Raw genomic sequence first — 15,593 nt, forward strand, 5'->3', positions numbered from 1 at the left:
CCGGGGCACGTCCACGCCGCCGCCGCCTGCCGTGGTGGCTTCCGGGTCACGAGGGCGGCGCCCGTGGTCACCCGTACGAACCGCATCGAGCGTGCCTCCTTGGTCGATCGGCCGTTTCAGTTGACCGGCCGCAGCCGGAGGCCCTGCATGCCGCCGTCCACCGCGAGCGCGGTGCCGGTGGTCGCGCCGGCCTCCGGGCCGGCGAGGTAGGCGATCGCCGCGGCGACCTCCTCCGCCGTGACCAGGCGGCCCATGGGCTGCCTGGCGTTGAGCGCCGCCCGCTCCGCCTCGGGATCGGGCGCGGCGTCGAGCAGCCTGCCGACCCACGGCGTGTCGGCGGTGCCCGGATTGACGCAGTTGACGCGGATGCCCTCGCGGATGTGGTCGGCCGCCATCGCCAGCGTCAGCGACAGCACCGCGCCCTTCGTCGCGCTGTAGAGCGCGCGCTGGGGCAGCCCGGCGGTGGCCGCGATCGAGCAGGTGTTGACGATCGCCGCATGCTCCGACCTGCGCAGATAGGGCAGCGCGGCCCGCGTCACCCGGACCATGCCGAGCACGTTGACGTCGAAGACCTGGTGCCACTCGGAGTCCGGGTTGTCCTCGACGGTCCCCTGGGCGCCGATGCCCGCGTTGTTGACGAGCACGTCGATGCCGCCCAGCCGCTCGGCGGCGGTGGCGATCGCGGCCCGGACGCCGGCGTCGTCCGTCACGTCCGCCTTGATGCCGATGAGGGGTTCGCCGGGCGGGTTGAGGTCGAGGCAGGCCACCGTCATGCCGCGCTCGGCGAGCAGGGTGGCCGTCGCCAGGCCGATGCCTGAGCCGCCGCCGGTGACGACGGCCTTGAGACCCGCGCTTGTCCGGCTCACGTGTTCCTCCAGACCGATCCGTTGGGGAAGGTGTGGGCGGCGATCGACTCGGCGTGCATCTGCGCGCTGAAGCCGGGCCGCGACGGCGCGAGGTAACGGCCGTCGCGGATCGCCACCGGGTCGACGAAGTGCTCGTGCAGGTGGTCGACGTACTCGATCACGCGGCCGTCCATCGTCCCGGAGATCGCCACGTAGTCGAACATCGCCAGGTGTTGCACCAGCTCGCACAGGCCGACGCCACCGGCGTGCGGGCAGACCGGCACGCCGAACTTGGCCGCCAGCAGCAGGATCGCGATGTTCTCGTTGACCCCGCCGACGCGGGCGGCGTCGATCTGCAGGTAGGAGATGGCCTCGGCCTGCAACAGTTGCTTGAAGACGATCCGGTTCTGGACGTGCTCGCCGGTCGCCACCGGGATCGGCGCGACGCCCCGCGCGATGGCGGCGTGGCCGAGCACGTCGTCGGGGCTGGTGGGCTCCTCCACCCAGTGCGGGCCGAACTCGCCGAGCGCGTTGATCCACGCGATGCCCGAGCCGACGTCCCAGCGCTGGTTGGCGTCGATGGCGATAGGGAAATCGGGGCCGCAGACCTCGCGGGCGATCCTGAAGCGGCGCCGGTCGTCCTCAAGGTCGGCGCCGACCTTCAGCTTGATCTGCCCGAACCCCTGCTCGATGGCCTCCTTGCAGAGCCGCCGCAGCTTCTCGTCGTCGTAGCCGAGCCAGCCGGGCGAGGTGGTGTAGGCCGGGTAGCCGGTCTCGGCCAGCCGGGTGATCCGCTCCTGCCTGCCGCCCTCGGCCGCGCGCAGGATCTCCAGGGCTTCGTCGGGGGTCAGCGCGTCGCTGAGATAGCGGAAGTCGACGAGGCCGACGATCTCCTCCGGGGACATCTCGGACAACAACTGCCATACCGGCTTGCCCGCCCGCTTGGCCTTCAGGTCCCACAGGGCGTTGACCACGGCGGAGATCGCCATGTGCATGACGCCCTTCTCCGGGCCCAGCCAGCGCAGCTGCGAGTCGTTGACCATCTCCTTGTAGAGGGCGCCGAGGTCCTCGACGTCCTTGCCCAGCACGTACGGCTCCAGCGTGCCGATCGCGGCCGTCTGGACGTCGTTGCCCCGCCCGATCGTGAAGGCGAACCCGTGACCCTCGTCACCGTCGTCGGTGCGCAGCACCACGTAGGCCGCGGAGTAGTCGGGATCGGGGTTCATCGCGTCGGAGCCGTCGAGCTCGCGCGAGGTGGGGAAACGCACGTCGTGCGTCTCCATCCCGACGATCCGGTACGCCGGTGCGCCGCCCGTCATGCCTGGCCCACCGTCTGCCGCTGCCGCCCCAAACCCTCGATCTCCAGCTCCACCACGTCCCCCGCCCGCAGGTACGGCTGCCCCGGCATGCCCATCGCCACACCCGCCGGGGTGCCGGTGTTGATGACGTCGCCCGGCTCCAGCACCATGAACCGGCTGAGATAGCGGACGATCTCGGCCACGTCGAAGATCATGTCCTGGGTGCCGCCGTCCTGGCGCGGCTCGCCGTTGACCCACAGGCGCAGCCGCAGGCTCTGCGGGTCGCCCACCTCGTCGGCGGTCACCAGCCACGGGCCGAGCGGGTTGAACGTCTCGCAGGACTTGCCCTTGTCCCACTGTCCGCCGCGTTCGAGCTGGAACTCCCGCTCGGAGACGTCGTTGGCCACGGCATAGCCGGCGATGACGTCCAGCGCCTCCTCCCGGCTCTCCAGGTAGCGGGCCCGCCGGCCGATGACGACCGCCAGCTCCACCTCGTAGTCGGTCTTGACGCTGTTCCTGGGGACGAGCACCTCGTCGTACGGGCCGATCATGGTGTTGGACGCCTTCATGAACACGACGGGCTCGGCCGGCGGCTCCGCACCGGACTCGGCGGCGTGGTCGCGGTAGTTGAGGCCGATGCAGACGATCTTGCCCGGCCGCGCGACCGGGGCGCCGATCCGCAGGCCCTCCTCGGCCACGATCGGGAGGTCACCGCGGTCGAGCGCGGCGCGGACGCGTGCCACTCCCCCGGAGGCGAGGAAAGCGCCGTCGATGTCGGGCTCTCCGATGTCGCGCAGGCGGCCGGTCTCGTCCAGCACCACCGGCCGCTCCTGTCCGACAGGTCCTACTCGCAGCAGCTTCACACCGCATCCTTCACATATACATCGGATGTCTTGTTTCCTGATGCTCGTGCGCCCATCCAGGATGTGTCAAGGACGGGAACGCCGAAACCTCCGATCCACAACCTGAACACACCGCCCCAAGGCCGTTCGCGCTTCCCCGAGGCGGCGTCATCGCCCCGGCGATCCAGGCCGACCGGCGAAAACGTGGCCGCGACAAAGACATCGGACGTCGATCCGTGAAACACGAGTCCTCCTTGACGGTCGTACAGCGACGTAATAGAACACGTTTCAGTACGCTCTAACCAAGCGCTTGATCAAGAGGGTGAGCCGGGTGCACATCGACCTCGTCGACAGGGACCGCTACGCGACCGCTGGACCGCCACACGACCAGTTCGCCTGGCTGCGCGCGAACTCCCCCGTCCACTGGCACCACGGCGAGCCCGGCTTCTGGGCCGTCACCCGCTACGACGACGTGGTCCACGTCTCGCGCCACTCCGATCGGTTCTCCTCCCATCGCAAGCTGGCGCTCTTCGACGAGCTGGAGGAGGAGCAGATCGCCCTCCAGCGGCTCATGATGCTCAACCAGGACCCGCCGGAGCACACCCGCCGCCGTTCCCTGGTCAACCGGGGCTTCACCCCGCGCACCATCAACGCCCTCGAACAGCACATCCGTGACATCTGCGACGACCTCCTCGACAAGTGCACGGGCGAGATCGACTTCGTCACCGAGGTCGCCGCGCCCCTCCCGCTGTACGTGATCTGCGAGCTGCTCGGCGCGCCCGTCTCCGACCGCGACAAGATCTTCACCTGGTCCAACCGCATGATCGGAGCCCAGGACCCCGACTACGCCCCCAGCCCCGAAGAGGGCTCGGACGCCGCCATGGAGGTCTACGCCTACGCCAACCAGCTCGCCGCGCAGCGCAGGGCCAGCCCCCGCAACGACATCGTCACCAAGCTCCTGCAGCCGGACGAGAACGGCGAGACGCTGGACGAGAGCGAGTTCGACCTGTTCGTCCTCCTCCTGGTCGTCGCCGGCAACGAGACCACCCGCAACGCGGCCTCCGGCGGCATGCTGGCCCTCTTCGACCACCCGGACCAGTGGGACCGCCTCGTCGCCGACCCCACGATGGCCCGGACCGCCGCCGACGAGATCGTCCGCTGGGTCTCCCCCGTCAACCTCTTCCGCCGCACCTCCACCCGCGACCAGGAGCTGGGTGGCCAGCCCATCAAGGCCGACGACAAGGTCGTCGTCTTCTATGCCTCCGCCAACCGCGACGCCTCCGCCTTCCCGGACGCCGACGTCTTCGACATCGGCCGCAGCCCGAACCCGCACATCGGCTTCGGCGGCGGCGGCGCCCACTTCTGCCTGGGCAACCACCTGGCCAAGCTCGAACTACGGGTGCTCTTCGAGCAACTGGCCCGCCGCCGCCCCCGCCTGCGCCAGTCGGGCCCGGCCAGCCGCCTGCGCTCCAACTTCATCAACGGCATCAAGGAACTTCCCGTGACCATCGGCTGACCCTCCTCTCTCTCCCTGCTCTCGTCCCCCTCAGCGGTGGGCGGCGTGCTCACGGATAAGGCCCGCCACGGCACTGCCGTCCCGAGTGGTGTCGTCCGGCCGCCGGAAGGGCGGGGACGGGGGCGGAGACGGAGCAACGTTGGGGACCGGCCGGCTGCCGCCGGGTCTTTCTGGTCACAGGGTCCAGTCACCGCCCGGGGCGGGGCGCCGGCGGCGGGTGCCTCGGCGCGCGGAGTGGTGGCGGGAGCGGCGGCGGGCGGCGCGGATGTTGCCGAGGATGCGGGTCGTGGTCTCGGGGCCCGGTTTCCAGCCGCGCTCGATCAGGGCGTTCGCGACATGGTGGAGGAGGTCGGCGATCTGGCCGGGGATGACGTCGCGGCGGACGGCGATCACGCGCCAGCCCCGGCGGCGCAGCTCCTCGCGGCGGTCGGTGTCGCGCCGGCGGTCGAGGGGCGAGGTGTGGTGTGCCTGGCCGTCGTACTCGACGGCGACCTTGAAGGACTCCCAGCCCAGGTCGAGGCAGGCGTGCCGGCCGTCGTCGAGGTCGACCCTGATCTGGGTGGCGGGCCTGGGCAGGCCGCCCTCGACGAGGATCACGCGCAGCCAGCTCTCCCTCGGGGAGGCGGCTCCCGGGTCGGCCAGGCTCAGGGTGTCGCGCAGGCGCCAGGTGTTGAGCGGGCGGTGCCAGAGCGCCTCCAGATCGACCCCCTTGCGGGCGAACTGGTCGAGGATCGCCACGCTCTCCATGCGGGGGAGCCAGCGGGCGCAGTCGAGGGCCGTGCGCTCCATGGTGGTGAGGCGGATGCCCTGGTGCTCGGTGACGTCCTCGCCGGGCAGCGACGCGACGTAGGTCACGCAGTCGGGGAGAGCGAGGTGGCCGGGGGCGGTCACCTCTACCGGCCAGTTGTCACCGGTGGGGGTGGGGAGGACCTGGAGGCCCCAGACGTGCGCGGCGGTCTGGCGGCAGGCGACGGCTTGCGGGATCGCCCGGGTCAACCGGCGTGTCCGGGCGATGAGGGAACGACCGTCAGCGTCGCCGGTTTCGCCGATTTCGCCGGTTTCGCTGATTTCGGAGGGCGGGCAGACGGGTGAGGGTGCCAGGTCGGATGAAGGCGGACGGCCGGATGAGGACGGGAGGCCGGAGGTGGGTGGGTGGCCGGAGGTGGGTGGGTGGCCGGAGGTGGGCGGGTAGCCGGATGAGGATGCCCGGCCGGATGAGGGCGAGGGGGATGAGGGCGAGAGGGACGAAGGCGAGGGAGATGAGGGCGGGGGTGCTGGCGGGAGTGCGGTCATGGCCGTAAGGATGGCCGAGCGGAGGAGGGCGGCGAGGGGCCGAACGGGGTTCTGTGGATACCGGCGGGTTCAGTTCCGCAGGACAGTCCCAGGCCGACCCGCGGCCCCCGCCGGCCCCCGCCGGCCCGCGCCGGGCCGCGCCGGGCCGCGCCGGGCCGCGCCGACCCCTCGCTCAACAACCCTCGCCCCTACCGATCCGTGCCCCGCCGGCCCCGCGCGTCCGCACGGCCACGGGTGCCCGCGCAGGCCGGGACGTGCGTGCGGCTCTATGCCGCCGAGAGGATCGGCTGCCAGTTCGGCACCTCGTGGTAGCGCCGCAGCTCCGACAGCCCCGCCAGCATGCCGCCCCACCCCGCGTACGGCGGCCGCTCGGCGGCGAACCCGCTCTGCACCAGCGTCAGCCGGGTCCTGCCACCCGTCCCCTCCAGCTCCCACGTCCCGACCCCGGACTCGCCCCAGTCCAGCGAGAACCTGCGGTCGGGCTCCAGCTCCAGCACCTTGGCCGGGGCCGGGTCCCGGTCGAGGCCGCCCATCGCGAACCGCCCGCCCACCCGCGGCTCGATCTCGATCGGGAAGCCGAACCACTTCGTCACCGCCTCGCCGTCGACCAGCGAGGCGAACACCTCGGCCGGCGAGGCGTCCACGACGGTCTCGGCCCGGAACTCCGACGAGGTGAAGTCGACCCGCGACGTCAGCTCGCGCCCCTCCAGGTACTCGGCGAGGTTGGCGAGGGCCAGGCACCAGTAGGTCTGCAGCACGCCCCGGATGCTCTTGCCGCTGATCACGTCCTCGAAGTCGAAGTGCGTCTGGGTCAGCGTCACGGACGTGAGGTCGGGGCCGTCGTCGTCCAGGAGGATCTCGGTGGTCGTCTCCTCGCCGTCCAGCAGCCAGGCGAAGCGCAGCGTGCGCTCGTCGGCGTGCAGTAAGCGCTGGTGCGGCGCGTCGCCCTCGGGAGTGGTCGGGCCCCAGAAGGCGTAGCGGCCGGCGGGCAGGTCCGCCTCGGCGTGCTCGGCCAGCCAGACGCGCATGGCGGCGGGGTCGGTCAGCGCCTGCCGGACCCGCGCGAGCGGGGCCGGGATGCGGGCGTGCAGGGTCATGGGGGTCTCAGCGCTCTGCGGGTCGGTCATCGTCGTCTCCTCGACGGTCGTCGGGTGAGGTCGGATAGCAGGCCACGGCGAGCTTGAAGGCGTCGCCCTCGCTGCCGCCGTAGCGGGTGAACAGGTCCTGGAGCAGGCCCTGCAGCTCGCTCAGGAACCGCTGGCGGTGCTCCGGCCGCACGCGGATCTCGCCGGACAGGCCGATGGACGGCAGCTCGGGCGCGTCGCGGTCGAGCGCCGCGATGTCGGCCTGCACCTCCTCCATGAGGTCCAGCAGGTAGCCGAGGCTGAGCTCGTCGCGGGCCCGGCGCAGGTCGCCGATGCGGCCGACCAGGCGCGGGGACAGCCAGTACGAGCGGGCCCCGGCCTGGTAGATGCCCTCGGAGATCCCGCGGACCTTGCGCTCGGCCACCTGGTCGACCAGGCCGGCCTCCACCAGGCGTTTGACGTGGTAGTACACGCGCTGCGGGGTCTGGCCGAGGCGTTCGGCGACCTCCGAGCAGGTGCGGGGCTCGGCGAGTTGCCGCAGCACCTCCACGCGTTGCGGCTTGAGCAGGGCCTCGGCCTGCTCGATGGCTTCCAGGTACAGGACGTCTCTCATCGCAAAAATGAGTCTTTACGTAAAAATTCCTTTTGTCAATAGGGCATGGCTGAAGAACGCGCGTGCGTCATGGCGTTCTAGGGCCAGGAGCCTTCCTGGTCGGGGTCGCCGCCGTCGGTGAGCAGCTTCAGGTCGGACTCGACCATCCTGGCGACCAGCTCGTCGAACGACACCGTCGGCTCCCACCCGAGCTGCGTGCGCGCCTTCTTCGGATCGGCGCACAGCAGGTCCACCTCGGCCGGCCGGTGCAGCGCCTGATCGGTGACGACGTACCGCTCCCAGTCGAGCCCGGCGGCGGTGAAGGCGGCCTCGGCCAGCTCGCGCACCGACTTCATCCGGCCGGTGCCGATCACGTAGTCCTCGGGGGTGTCGGCCCGCAGCATGAGGTGCATGGCCCGGACGTAGTCGCCGGCGTACCCCCAGTCGCGCCGCGCCTCCAGGTTGCCCAGCCGCAGCTCGTCGGCGAGCCCGAGCTTGATCCTGGCCACCCCGAGGGAGACCTTCCTGGTGACGAACTCCGCCCCGCGCCGCGGCGACTCGTGGTTGAACAGGATGCCGGAGACGGCGAACATGCCGTACGACTCGCGGTAGTTCTGGGTGAGGAAGTGCCCGTAGGCCTTGGCCACGCCGTACGGGGAACGCGGATGGAAGGCGGTGCGCTCGTTCTGCGGGGTCTCGGTGACCTGGCCGAACATCTCCGACGACGAAGCCTGGTAGAAGCGGATCTGCCCGGACGCCCCGGACGCCCCGCCCCGCGACACCCCCGAGCACACCCGGATCGCCTCCAGCATCCGCAGCACGCCCATCCCGGTCACCTCGGCCGTCAGCTCGGCCTGCTCCCAGGACATCGGCACGAACGAGATCGCCCCCAGGTTGTACACCTCGTCGGGCTGCACCCGCTCCACGGCCGAGATGAGCGATCCCTGGTCGAGCAGGTCGCCGCGGACGACCTGGACGTCCGACAGGAGCCGGCGCACCCGGGACACCCGCGGGTTCGCCTGCCCCCGGGCCAGCCCCCACACCTCGTACCCCTGCTCCAGCAGGTACTCCGCCAAGTAGGAACCGTCCTGGCCGGTGATGCCGGTGATCAGAGCGCGCCTGGCCAAGGGGTCCTCCAACTTCGCGTAACGCATTCCCGTTGGGACGGAATGTACAGCTATGCACCAGGAAACAGCAGCAGCAGCCCTAGAACGTGTTCCACAGAACCACGTTCGGTTACGGCAACGTCGCAGTTCGCACGGCGTACAACGACGAATGTGAGCAATTCTCGGTGACCTACCGAATGGTAGCCTCTCGGGCTAAGGTCTCATTCATGATCTCAGGTGCCTAACGGTGGAGAAAGGGGTGTCCGTGCGGGAGCGAACGCTGCGGATCGCGCTGCTGTCCTACCGCAGCAAGCCCACCTGTGGCGGCCAGGGTGTCTACCTCCGCCACCTGAGCCGCGAGCTGGTCGCGCTCGGACACCACGTCGAGGTGTTCTCCGGCCAGCCCTACCCCGAGCTGGACGAGGGCGTCATCCTGCGCGAGGTGCCGAGCCTCGACCTCTACCGGGACGAGGACCCGTTCAGGACGCCCAAGCTGCACGAGTACCGCGACTGGATCGACTGGCTGGAAGTCGGCACCATGTGGACCGCCGGGTTCCCCGAGCCGCTGACGTTCACGCTGCGCGCCTACCGCGAGCTGAAGAAGCGGGCCGGCGACTTCGACGTCGTCCAGGACAACCAGACCCTCGGCTACGGCCTGCTCGGCATCCAGAAGCTGTTCCCCGTGGTCGGCACCATCCACCACCCCATCAGCGTGGACCGGCGCATCGAGCTGGAGGCCGCCAAGGGCGCCAAGAAGCTGACCATGCGCCGCTGGTACGGGTTCGTCCGGATGCAGGCCCGCGTCGCGCCCCGGCTCAGCCCGATCCTGACCGTCAGCGAGTCCTCGCTGGCCGACATCCACCGCGACTTCAACGTCCCCCAGGCCAACCTGCGGCTGATCCCGCTCGGCGTGGACACCCGCTACTTCCACCCGCGCCCGGACAAGCCGCGCCGCAAGGGCTCCATCGTGGCCGTGGCCAGCGCCGACTCGCCCATGAAGGGCGTGGCCACGCTGCTGCGCGCGGTCGCCAAGCTGTCCACCGAGCGGGACGTCAACCTCACCGTCGTCAGCAAGCCCACCCCGGGCGGCCCCACCGAGCGGCTCGTCCAGGAGCTGTCGTTGCAGGACCGGGTGCGCTTCGTGCACGGCATCTCCGACGACGAGCTGGGCGAGCTGATCGCCACCTCGGAGATCTCGGTCGTGCCGTCGCTCTACGAGGGCTTCTCGCTGCCCGCCGTCGAGCACATGGCCTGCGCCACGCCGCTGGTCGCCAGCCGCACCGGCGCGCTGCCCGAGGTCGTCGGCGACGCGGCCGTCCAGGTGCCGCCGGGCGACGCCGAGGAGCTGGCCGCCGCGCTGCGCCGCCTGCACGACTCGCCCGAGGAGCGCGAGCGCGTGGGCCGGGCGGGCTACGACCGCGTCATGGAGCGCTACACCTGGCACGTCGTGGCCAAGCGCACGGTCGAGGCCTACCACGAGGCCATCGCCGCGCACCGAGCCTGACACCGACCACAAGGAGAGACCACCTGTGCTGACCGTGGACTTCGCCCGGCTGCCCGTCGGCCCCGGCGTGCGCGTGCTCGACCTGGGCTGCGGCGGCGGCAGACACGCCTTCGAGGTGCTGCGCCGCGGAGGGGACGTCATCGCCTTCGACATGGACCAGTCGGAGCTGGACAACGTGGCGAACATGTTCGCGGCGATGGACAAGGCGGGCGAGGTGCCGCCGGGCGCGAGCGGCCGGACCGTCCAGGGCACGGCGCTGGGCATGCCGTTCGAGGACGGCAGCTTCGACCGGGTCATCGCGGCGGAGGTGCTGGAGCACATCCCCGACGACATGGCGGCCATGGCCGAGATCTTCCGCGTGCTGAAGCCGGGCGGCACCGCCGCGGTCACCGTGCCGAGCTTCCTGCCCGAGCGCATCTGCTGGGCGCTGGACGAGGCGTACCACACCGCGCCGGGCGGCCACGTCCGCATCTACACGCTCGCCGAGCTGTCGGCCAAGCTCAAGGCCACCGGCTTCGAGATCGGCCCGCACCACCACGCCCACGGCCTGCACTCCCCCTACTGGTGGATCAAGTGCGCGGTCGGCGTCGGCAACGACGACCACCCGCTCGCGAAGGCGTACCACGAGCTGCTGGTCTGGGACATCATGAAGCGCCCTGCCGCCACCAGGATCGCCGAGGCCGTGCTCAACCCGATCATCGGCAAGAGCGTGGTCCTGTACGTCAGGAAGCCATGATCTCCCGAGCGGAGGTCGTGCGGACGGCCGAGAGCATCGCGGCGATCCAGCAGGAGGACGGCGGCGTCCCGTGGCCCGAGGGGCACGTGGACGCGTGGAACCACGTCGAGTGCCTGATGGCGATGTCCGTGGCGGGCCTGGCCGAGCCGGTGCGCCGCGGGTACGCCTATCTGGCCCGCCACCAGCGCGCCGACGGCTCCTGGCCGATGAAGCTGGTGGACGGCGCGCCGGTGGAGCAGGGCGGCGAGACCAACCACGCCGCCTACGTCGCGGCCGGCCTCTGGCACCACCACCTCGTCACCGGCGACCGGGCCTTCACCGAGGAGCACTGGCCCATGGCCAAGGCCGCGCTCGACTACGTGGCCGGGCTGCAGACCGAGCGGGGCGAGATCGTCTGGGAGCGCGACGCGCGGGGCAGGCCCGCGACGTACGCGCTGCTCACCGGCTGCTCCTCCATCCACCAGGGGCTGCGCTGCGGGGTGCTGCTGGCCGAGCGCCTGGGCGACCCGCAGCCGCACTGGGAGCTGGCCGCCGACCGGCTGGCGCACGTGCTGAGCGCGCATCCGGAGGCGTTCGCCGACAAGAGCCGCTTCTCGATGGACTGGTACTACCCGGTGCTGGGCGGGGCGGTGCGCGGGCGGCAGGCGTTCGAGCTGCTGGAGCGGGAGTGGACGACGTTCGTGGTGCCGGGGCTCGGCATCCGGTGCGTCTCCGACCAGCCGTGGGTGACCGGCGCCGAGACGTGCGAGCTGGTGCTGGCGCTGGACGCGCTCGGCGACCGGGAACGGGCCGTGCGGCTCTTCACCGACGTCCAGCACCTGCGGCACGAGGACGGCTCGTACTGGACGGGCTGGCAGTTCGTCAACCGCAAGCACTTCCCGCACGAGCGCTCCGGCTACACCGCCGCGGCCGTGGTCCTGGCGGCCGACGCGCTGCTGGGCCTCTCCCCCGGGGGCGGGCTGTTCCGCGACGTCGAGCGGACGGCGACCTTCGACCCGGACGTGTGCGGCTGCGCCGCCGGCATCGGCGTCCCTCCCGGCTCCCCGCCCGGCGTCCCTCCTCAGAGCGCGGAGCGGGACACCCCTTAGGCAACCGCTTTTGCCGCTTCTTTGCCCTGGACATCCGGTGCGTCGCCGGTGAAGGCCGCAATGTGGTTACTAGCTTCGTGAGTGGCCGTACGAGGCGTCTTCGGGGGAAGCGTGGGCGACACGGGCACAACATCGTTCTTGGACCAGGCCGGGATCGAGCCGACACTGGCGCCGGCGAAGTGGCTGCGGCGGTTCCTCACCAAGGATCCGCTGGAGTCGGATCTGAGCCGGCGCAGGTTCCGGCTCAGGCCGGGACCGGCTCGCACGGTCTTCTCGGAAGCCGAGAAGTCTTATGTCTTCGGCTTCAATGCGGTGATGTCGAAAGAAGTGGAGAAGGTCGAGGAGATCCCGGCGGACCGGCGGCCCTTCGCCTACGAGGGGGCGGCCGCCGCCTGCACGGTCCTCGACCTGCTCACGCTCTCCCGGGGCCGGCGCCTTCACGAGCTACTGGCCGGCCCCGCCCGGCACCACCGGCACGCCGCCTACCTGGGTGCCGGTCGCGGGTACGCGCTGCTGCGGCTGCGGCCGGTACGCGGCGCGCGCCAGGCCCACCCGCTGTTGCGCTGGCTGGCGGTGGACGGGTTCGGCTTCCAGCAGGGCCTGGCCGGGACCGACCGGCTGGTGGGCGAGCGGCGGATGCCCGACCTGCTGACCCGGGCCCACTGCGCGATGTTCGACCAGGGGCTGGGCCGGCTGCTGTGGTACCACGACTGCGCCGCGCCCGACGACGTGGCGGCCAGGATCGCCGGCTTCGCCGCCGGGCGGCGGGCCGACCTGTGGAGCGGGGTGGGGTTCGCGGCCGCGTACACAGGCGGGGCCGAGCCCGAGGAGCTGTGGTGGCTGACCGAGCACGCCTCGGCCGACGGCTTCCGCTCCCATCTGGCGCAGGGCTGCGCCTTCGCGCTGGCCGCCCGGCTGTGCTCGGGGCCGCTGCCGGGGCACGCCGAGCAGGCCGCGGCCGTCCTGGCCGGCGCTCCGGCCGAGGAGGCGGCGTCCTGGACCGACCGGGCGCTCATCGAGCTCGGGCACGAGGCCCGCACGCACGACGACTTCCGCGGCTGGCAGGCGAGCATCCGCCACTCCTGGGCCCGCAGCCGCCGCCTGGGCGTCTGAACCACGTACCGGCCCTCAGAGGCCGGGGGCGACGCGCTCCAGCACGCGCAGCGAGCCCTCCACCGCGACCTCCTGGAAGGCGCCGGACTCCAGCGCCCGCAGGTAGACCCGGTACGGCGCCTGCCCGCCGTCGGCCGGATCGGGGTAGACGTCGTGGAAGACCAGCGCCCCGCCCTGCCGCACGTGCGGCGCCCAGCCCTCGTAGTCGCGGGTGACCGGCTCCTCGGAGTGCCCGCCGTCGATGAACAACATGCCGAGCGGCGTGTTCCAGAGCGCGGCCACGCGCTCGGAGCGGCCGACGACGGCGATCACCTCCTCCTCCAGCCCCGCCGCCGCGATCGTGGCGCGGAAGGTCGGCAGCGAGTCCATCTTGCCGAAGCGGGGGTCCACCAGCGTGGGGTCGTGGTGGGCCCAGCCGGGCTGGATCTCCTCCGAGCCGCGGTGGTGGTCGACCGTGACGACCACCGACCCGGTCTCCCTGGCGGCCGCGCCGAGGTAGATCGCGGACTTGCCGCAATAGGTGCCGATCTCGCAGATCGGCCCGAGCTTGCCGTACCTGCGGGCCGTCTCGTACAGGGCCAGGCCCTCCGGGAGCGGCATGAACCCCTTGGCGTGCTTCGCTGCGTGGAGCAGCTCTGACGGCATCGTCATGGAAGGCCACCCTAGCCGAACCGAATAACATTCCAGGGAACCCTTGCAGGGCTGTTCTGGAACCTGTTCTACTTGGCACGTGAATCAGCGCGCTCGCATCGCGATGTCGGACGACGAGGTGGCCGCCTTCCTGGAAGGCTCGCGCAAGCTGCAGCTCGCGACGATCAACCCGGACGGCACGCCGCACCTGGTGACGATGTTCTACGGCCTGGACGCCGGCCGCGTCGCCTTCTGGACCTACGGCAAGGCGCAGAAGGCCCGCAACCTGGCCCGCGACCCCCGGGTGAGCTGCCTGATCGAGGCAGGGGAGAGCTACGACGAGCTGCGCGGCGTCCTGCTGTACGGCAAGGCCGAGCAGGTCGCCGACCGGGACCGGATCATGGCCATCGGCATGATGATCGCCCGCCGCATGACGCCGGGAGTGCCGGACGAGCTCCTGCTCCCTTACGTGGAGCAGACCGGGCGCAAGCGGGTCGCCTACGTCGTCGAGCGCACCAAAGTGGTCTCATGGGACCACAGGAGGCTGACATGAGAGTCAAGGTGGACGACCTGGTCTGCGAGGCCAACGCCGTGTGCATGGGGCTCGCGCCCGAGGTCTTCGAGGTCGACGACGACGACCAGCTGCACATCCTTCTTCCCCAACCGCCCCCCGAGCTGCACGACCGCGTCCGCCACGCGGTCCGCTCGTGTCCCAAAGCCGCCCTCTCCATCGAGGAGTAAGGCCATCCGCCGAGGAGGAACGCCCATGCGCGCCGCAGTCCTGACCGCCGTAGGCAACGACAAGCTGGAGATCCGTGACGACGTCACGCTGGCCCCCCTGGGCCCCGCCGAGGTGCGGGTACGGATCAGGGCCACCGGCGTCTGCCACTCGGACCTGTCGGCCATGTCCGGGGTGCTGCCGCAGCCCGTGCCGCTCGTCCCCGGCCACGAGGGCGCGGGCGAGGTGGTCGAGGTGGGCGAGCACGTCGACTCGGTCGCGCCGGGCGACCACGTGGTCATCAACTGGTCGCCGGCCTGCCACTCCTGCGACCTGTGCCTGGGCGGGCAGCCCTACCTGTGCACCAAGTACATGGTCGAGTCCTTCAGCAACGGCAGGTTCCGGCTGGGCGGCGACACGACGGCGTTCGGGATGGCGGGCTGCGGCACGTGGGCCGAGGAGATCATCGTGCCCTGGCAGGGCGCGATCAAGATCGACCCGGAGGTGTCGTGGGAGGCCGCGGCCCTCATCGGCTGCGGCATCACGACCGGCGTGGGCGCCGCGCTCAACACCGCCAGGGTACGCCCCGGCTCCACGGTCGCGGTGATCGGCTGCGGCGGCGTCGGCCTGTCGGTCATCCAGGGCGCCCGCGTCTCCGGCGCCCGCACGATCCTCGCGGTGGACCCGCTGGCGTCCAAGCACGAGCTGGCCAGGAAGGTCGGCGCCACCCACGCCGTCACGCCCGAGCAGGTGCCCGAGGCGGTCAACGAGCTGACCGGCGGCGCGGGCTTCGACTACGGCTTCGAGGTGGTGGGCAAGGCGGCCACCATCCAGAGCGCCTGGCAGATCACCCGGCGCGGCGGCGACGTCATCGTGGTCGGCGCGGGCGCGATGGACGACATGTGGTCGGTCTCGGCCTTCAGCCTGCTGTTCGAGGGCAAGAACCTGCGCTCCAGCCTGTACGGCGAGTCCGACGTGCGGCACGACTTCCCGTACTTCGCCAAGCTGTACCGGGCCGGCAAGCTGGACCTCGACTCGATGATCAGCGCCAGGATCCGGCTCACGGACCTCAACGACGCCGTGGCGGCCCTGCGCGGCGGCGAGGTGCTGCGCCAGATCGTCCTGATGGACTGACGGACCGACGGGCTGGTCCACGCCCTCGTCGGGGGTGGCGATCTCCTTGAGGCCCTTGATCGACCTGGCGGTGCGCTTCATGCCCTGCAGGCC

General features: G+C 71.3%; 16 protein-coding genes. 8 read left to right on the top strand and 8 right to left on the bottom strand.

The window, feature by feature from the left end; genetic code table 11:
* Window positions 1-116 precede the first annotated feature (116 nt).
* From AB0H75_RS47855 to AB0H75_RS47865, 3 genes are read right to left on the bottom strand one after another with little or no spacing between them, the layout of a single operon-like run.
* Complete coding sequence (locus AB0H75_RS47855; RefSeq protein ID WP_367808304.1) at window positions 117-866, bottom strand: SDR family NAD(P)-dependent oxidoreductase; 750 nt, start codon at window positions 864-866, stop codon at window positions 117-119.
* The gene (locus tag AB0H75_RS47860; RefSeq protein ID WP_367808306.1) at window positions 863-2,164 is read right to left on the bottom strand and encodes an L-fuconate dehydratase; all 1,302 of its coding nucleotides are present in this window, start codon (window positions 2,162-2,164) and stop codon (window positions 863-865) included. The genes AB0H75_RS47855 and AB0H75_RS47860 overlap by 4 nt, the downstream gene beginning before the upstream one ends.
* Entirely contained in the window at window positions 2,161-3,006 is an 846-nt protein-coding gene (locus AB0H75_RS47865) for a fumarylacetoacetate hydrolase family protein (protein ID WP_367808308.1), read from the bottom strand. Before AB0H75_RS47865 ends, AB0H75_RS47860 begins: the two co-directional genes overlap by 4 nt.
* Before the next feature lie 289 nt (window positions 3,007-3,295).
* Here AB0H75_RS47865 and AB0H75_RS47870 point away from each other — a divergent pair, with 289 nt between their 5' ends.
* Window positions 3,296-4,501: a cytochrome P450 gene (locus tag AB0H75_RS47870; protein ID WP_367808310.1), complete on the top strand. Its 1,206-nt coding sequence runs from the start codon at window positions 3,296-3,298 to the stop codon at window positions 4,499-4,501.
* A 174-nt stretch (window positions 4,502-4,675) separates the two neighbouring features.
* On the opposite strand, the gene AB0H75_RS47875 is transcribed toward AB0H75_RS47870, so the two are convergent.
* The 4 genes from AB0H75_RS47875 to AB0H75_RS47890 form a co-directional block, all read right to left on the bottom strand.
* A complete protein-coding gene (locus AB0H75_RS47875; protein ID WP_367808312.1) occupies window positions 4,676-5,497 on the bottom strand; it encodes a DUF559 domain-containing protein in 822 nt (273 codons plus the stop codon).
* Window positions 5,498-6,060: 563 nt separating this feature from the next.
* Window positions 6,061-6,921, bottom strand: a complete 861-nt coding sequence (locus tag AB0H75_RS47880; RefSeq protein WP_367808314.1) for an SRPBCC domain-containing protein — start codon at window positions 6,919-6,921, stop codon at window positions 6,061-6,063.
* Window positions 6,899-7,492, bottom strand: coding sequence for a helix-turn-helix domain-containing protein (locus tag AB0H75_RS47885; protein ID WP_367808316.1), 594 nt, complete (start codon window positions 7,490-7,492; stop codon window positions 6,899-6,901). The genes AB0H75_RS47880 and AB0H75_RS47885 overlap by 23 nt, the downstream gene beginning before the upstream one ends.
* A gap of 77 nt (window positions 7,493-7,569) precedes the next feature.
* Window positions 7,570-8,598, bottom strand: a complete 1,029-nt coding sequence (locus AB0H75_RS47890) for a GDP-mannose 4,6-dehydratase (protein ID WP_367808318.1) — start codon at window positions 8,596-8,598, stop codon at window positions 7,570-7,572.
* Window positions 8,599-8,836: 238 nt separating this feature from the next.
* On the opposite strand from AB0H75_RS47890, the gene AB0H75_RS47895 reads away from it, so the two are divergent.
* From AB0H75_RS47895 to AB0H75_RS47910, 4 genes are all read left to right on the top strand, one after another.
* The gene (locus AB0H75_RS47895) at window positions 8,837-10,081 is read left to right on the top strand and encodes a glycosyltransferase family 4 protein (RefSeq protein ID WP_367808332.1); all 1,245 of its coding nucleotides are present in this window, start codon (window positions 8,837-8,839) and stop codon (window positions 10,079-10,081) included.
* A gap of 25 nt (window positions 10,082-10,106) precedes the next feature.
* Window positions 10,107-10,817, top strand: a complete 711-nt coding sequence (locus tag AB0H75_RS47900) for a class I SAM-dependent methyltransferase (RefSeq protein WP_367808320.1) — start codon at window positions 10,107-10,109, stop codon at window positions 10,815-10,817.
* A complete protein-coding gene (locus AB0H75_RS47905; protein WP_367808322.1) occupies window positions 10,814-11,905 on the top strand; it encodes a prenyltransferase in 1,092 nt (363 codons plus the stop codon). Before AB0H75_RS47900 ends, AB0H75_RS47905 begins: the two co-directional genes overlap by 4 nt.
* A gap of 111 nt (window positions 11,906-12,016) precedes the next feature.
* Window positions 12,017-13,018: a DUF1702 family protein gene (locus AB0H75_RS47910; protein WP_367808324.1), complete on the top strand. Its 1,002-nt coding sequence runs from the start codon at window positions 12,017-12,019 to the stop codon at window positions 13,016-13,018.
* A 15-nt stretch (window positions 13,019-13,033) separates the two neighbouring features.
* On the opposite strand, the gene AB0H75_RS47915 is transcribed toward AB0H75_RS47910, so the two are convergent.
* A complete protein-coding gene (locus AB0H75_RS47915; RefSeq protein ID WP_367808334.1) occupies window positions 13,034-13,663 on the bottom strand; it encodes a class I SAM-dependent methyltransferase in 630 nt (209 codons plus the stop codon).
* An 85-nt stretch (window positions 13,664-13,748) separates the two neighbouring features.
* Here AB0H75_RS47915 and AB0H75_RS47920 point away from each other — a divergent pair, with 85 nt between their 5' ends.
* From AB0H75_RS47920 to AB0H75_RS47930, 3 genes are read left to right on the top strand one after another with little or no spacing between them, the layout of a single operon-like run.
* Entirely contained in the window at window positions 13,749-14,201 is a 453-nt protein-coding gene (locus AB0H75_RS47920) for a pyridoxamine 5'-phosphate oxidase family protein (RefSeq protein WP_367808326.1), read from the top strand.
* Window positions 14,198-14,389 (top strand): ferredoxin, encoded by a 192-nt coding sequence (locus AB0H75_RS47925; protein WP_367808328.1) that lies wholly within the window; start codon window positions 14,198-14,200, stop codon window positions 14,387-14,389. The genes AB0H75_RS47920 and AB0H75_RS47925 overlap by 4 nt, the downstream gene beginning before the upstream one ends.
* A gap of 25 nt (window positions 14,390-14,414) precedes the next feature.
* Window positions 14,415-15,500, top strand: a complete 1,086-nt coding sequence (locus tag AB0H75_RS47930; RefSeq protein WP_367808330.1) for a Zn-dependent alcohol dehydrogenase — start codon at window positions 14,415-14,417, stop codon at window positions 15,498-15,500.
* The last annotated feature ends 93 nt before the right edge of the window (window positions 15,501-15,593 follow it).

The sequence above is a fragment of the Nonomuraea sp. NPDC050783 genome (assembly GCF_040802095.1).
Lineage (GTDB): Bacteria > Actinomycetota > Actinomycetes > Streptosporangiales > Streptosporangiaceae > Nonomuraea.

Coding starts and splice junctions, on each gene's coding strand:
- AB0H75_RS47860 (WP_367808306.1), bottom strand. CDS start 2,164: ATGACGGGCGGCGCACCGGCGTACCGGATCGTCGGGATGGAGACGCAC.
- AB0H75_RS47880 (WP_367808314.1), bottom strand. CDS start 6,921: ATGACCGACCCGCAGAGCGCTGAGACCCCCATGACCCTGCACGCCCGC.
- AB0H75_RS47885 (WP_367808316.1), bottom strand. CDS start 7,492: ATGAGAGACGTCCTGTACCTGGAAGCCATCGAGCAGGCCGAGGCCCTG.
- AB0H75_RS47905 (WP_367808322.1), top strand. CDS start 10,814: ATGATCTCCCGAGCGGAGGTCGTGCGGACGGCCGAGAGCATCGCGGCG.
- AB0H75_RS47915 (WP_367808334.1), bottom strand. CDS start 13,663: ATGCCGTCAGAGCTGCTCCACGCAGCGAAGCACGCCAAGGGGTTCATG.
- AB0H75_RS47925 (WP_367808328.1), top strand. CDS start 14,198: ATGAGAGTCAAGGTGGACGACCTGGTCTGCGAGGCCAACGCCGTGTGC.
- AB0H75_RS47930 (WP_367808330.1), top strand. CDS start 14,415: ATGCGCGCCGCAGTCCTGACCGCCGTAGGCAACGACAAGCTGGAGATC.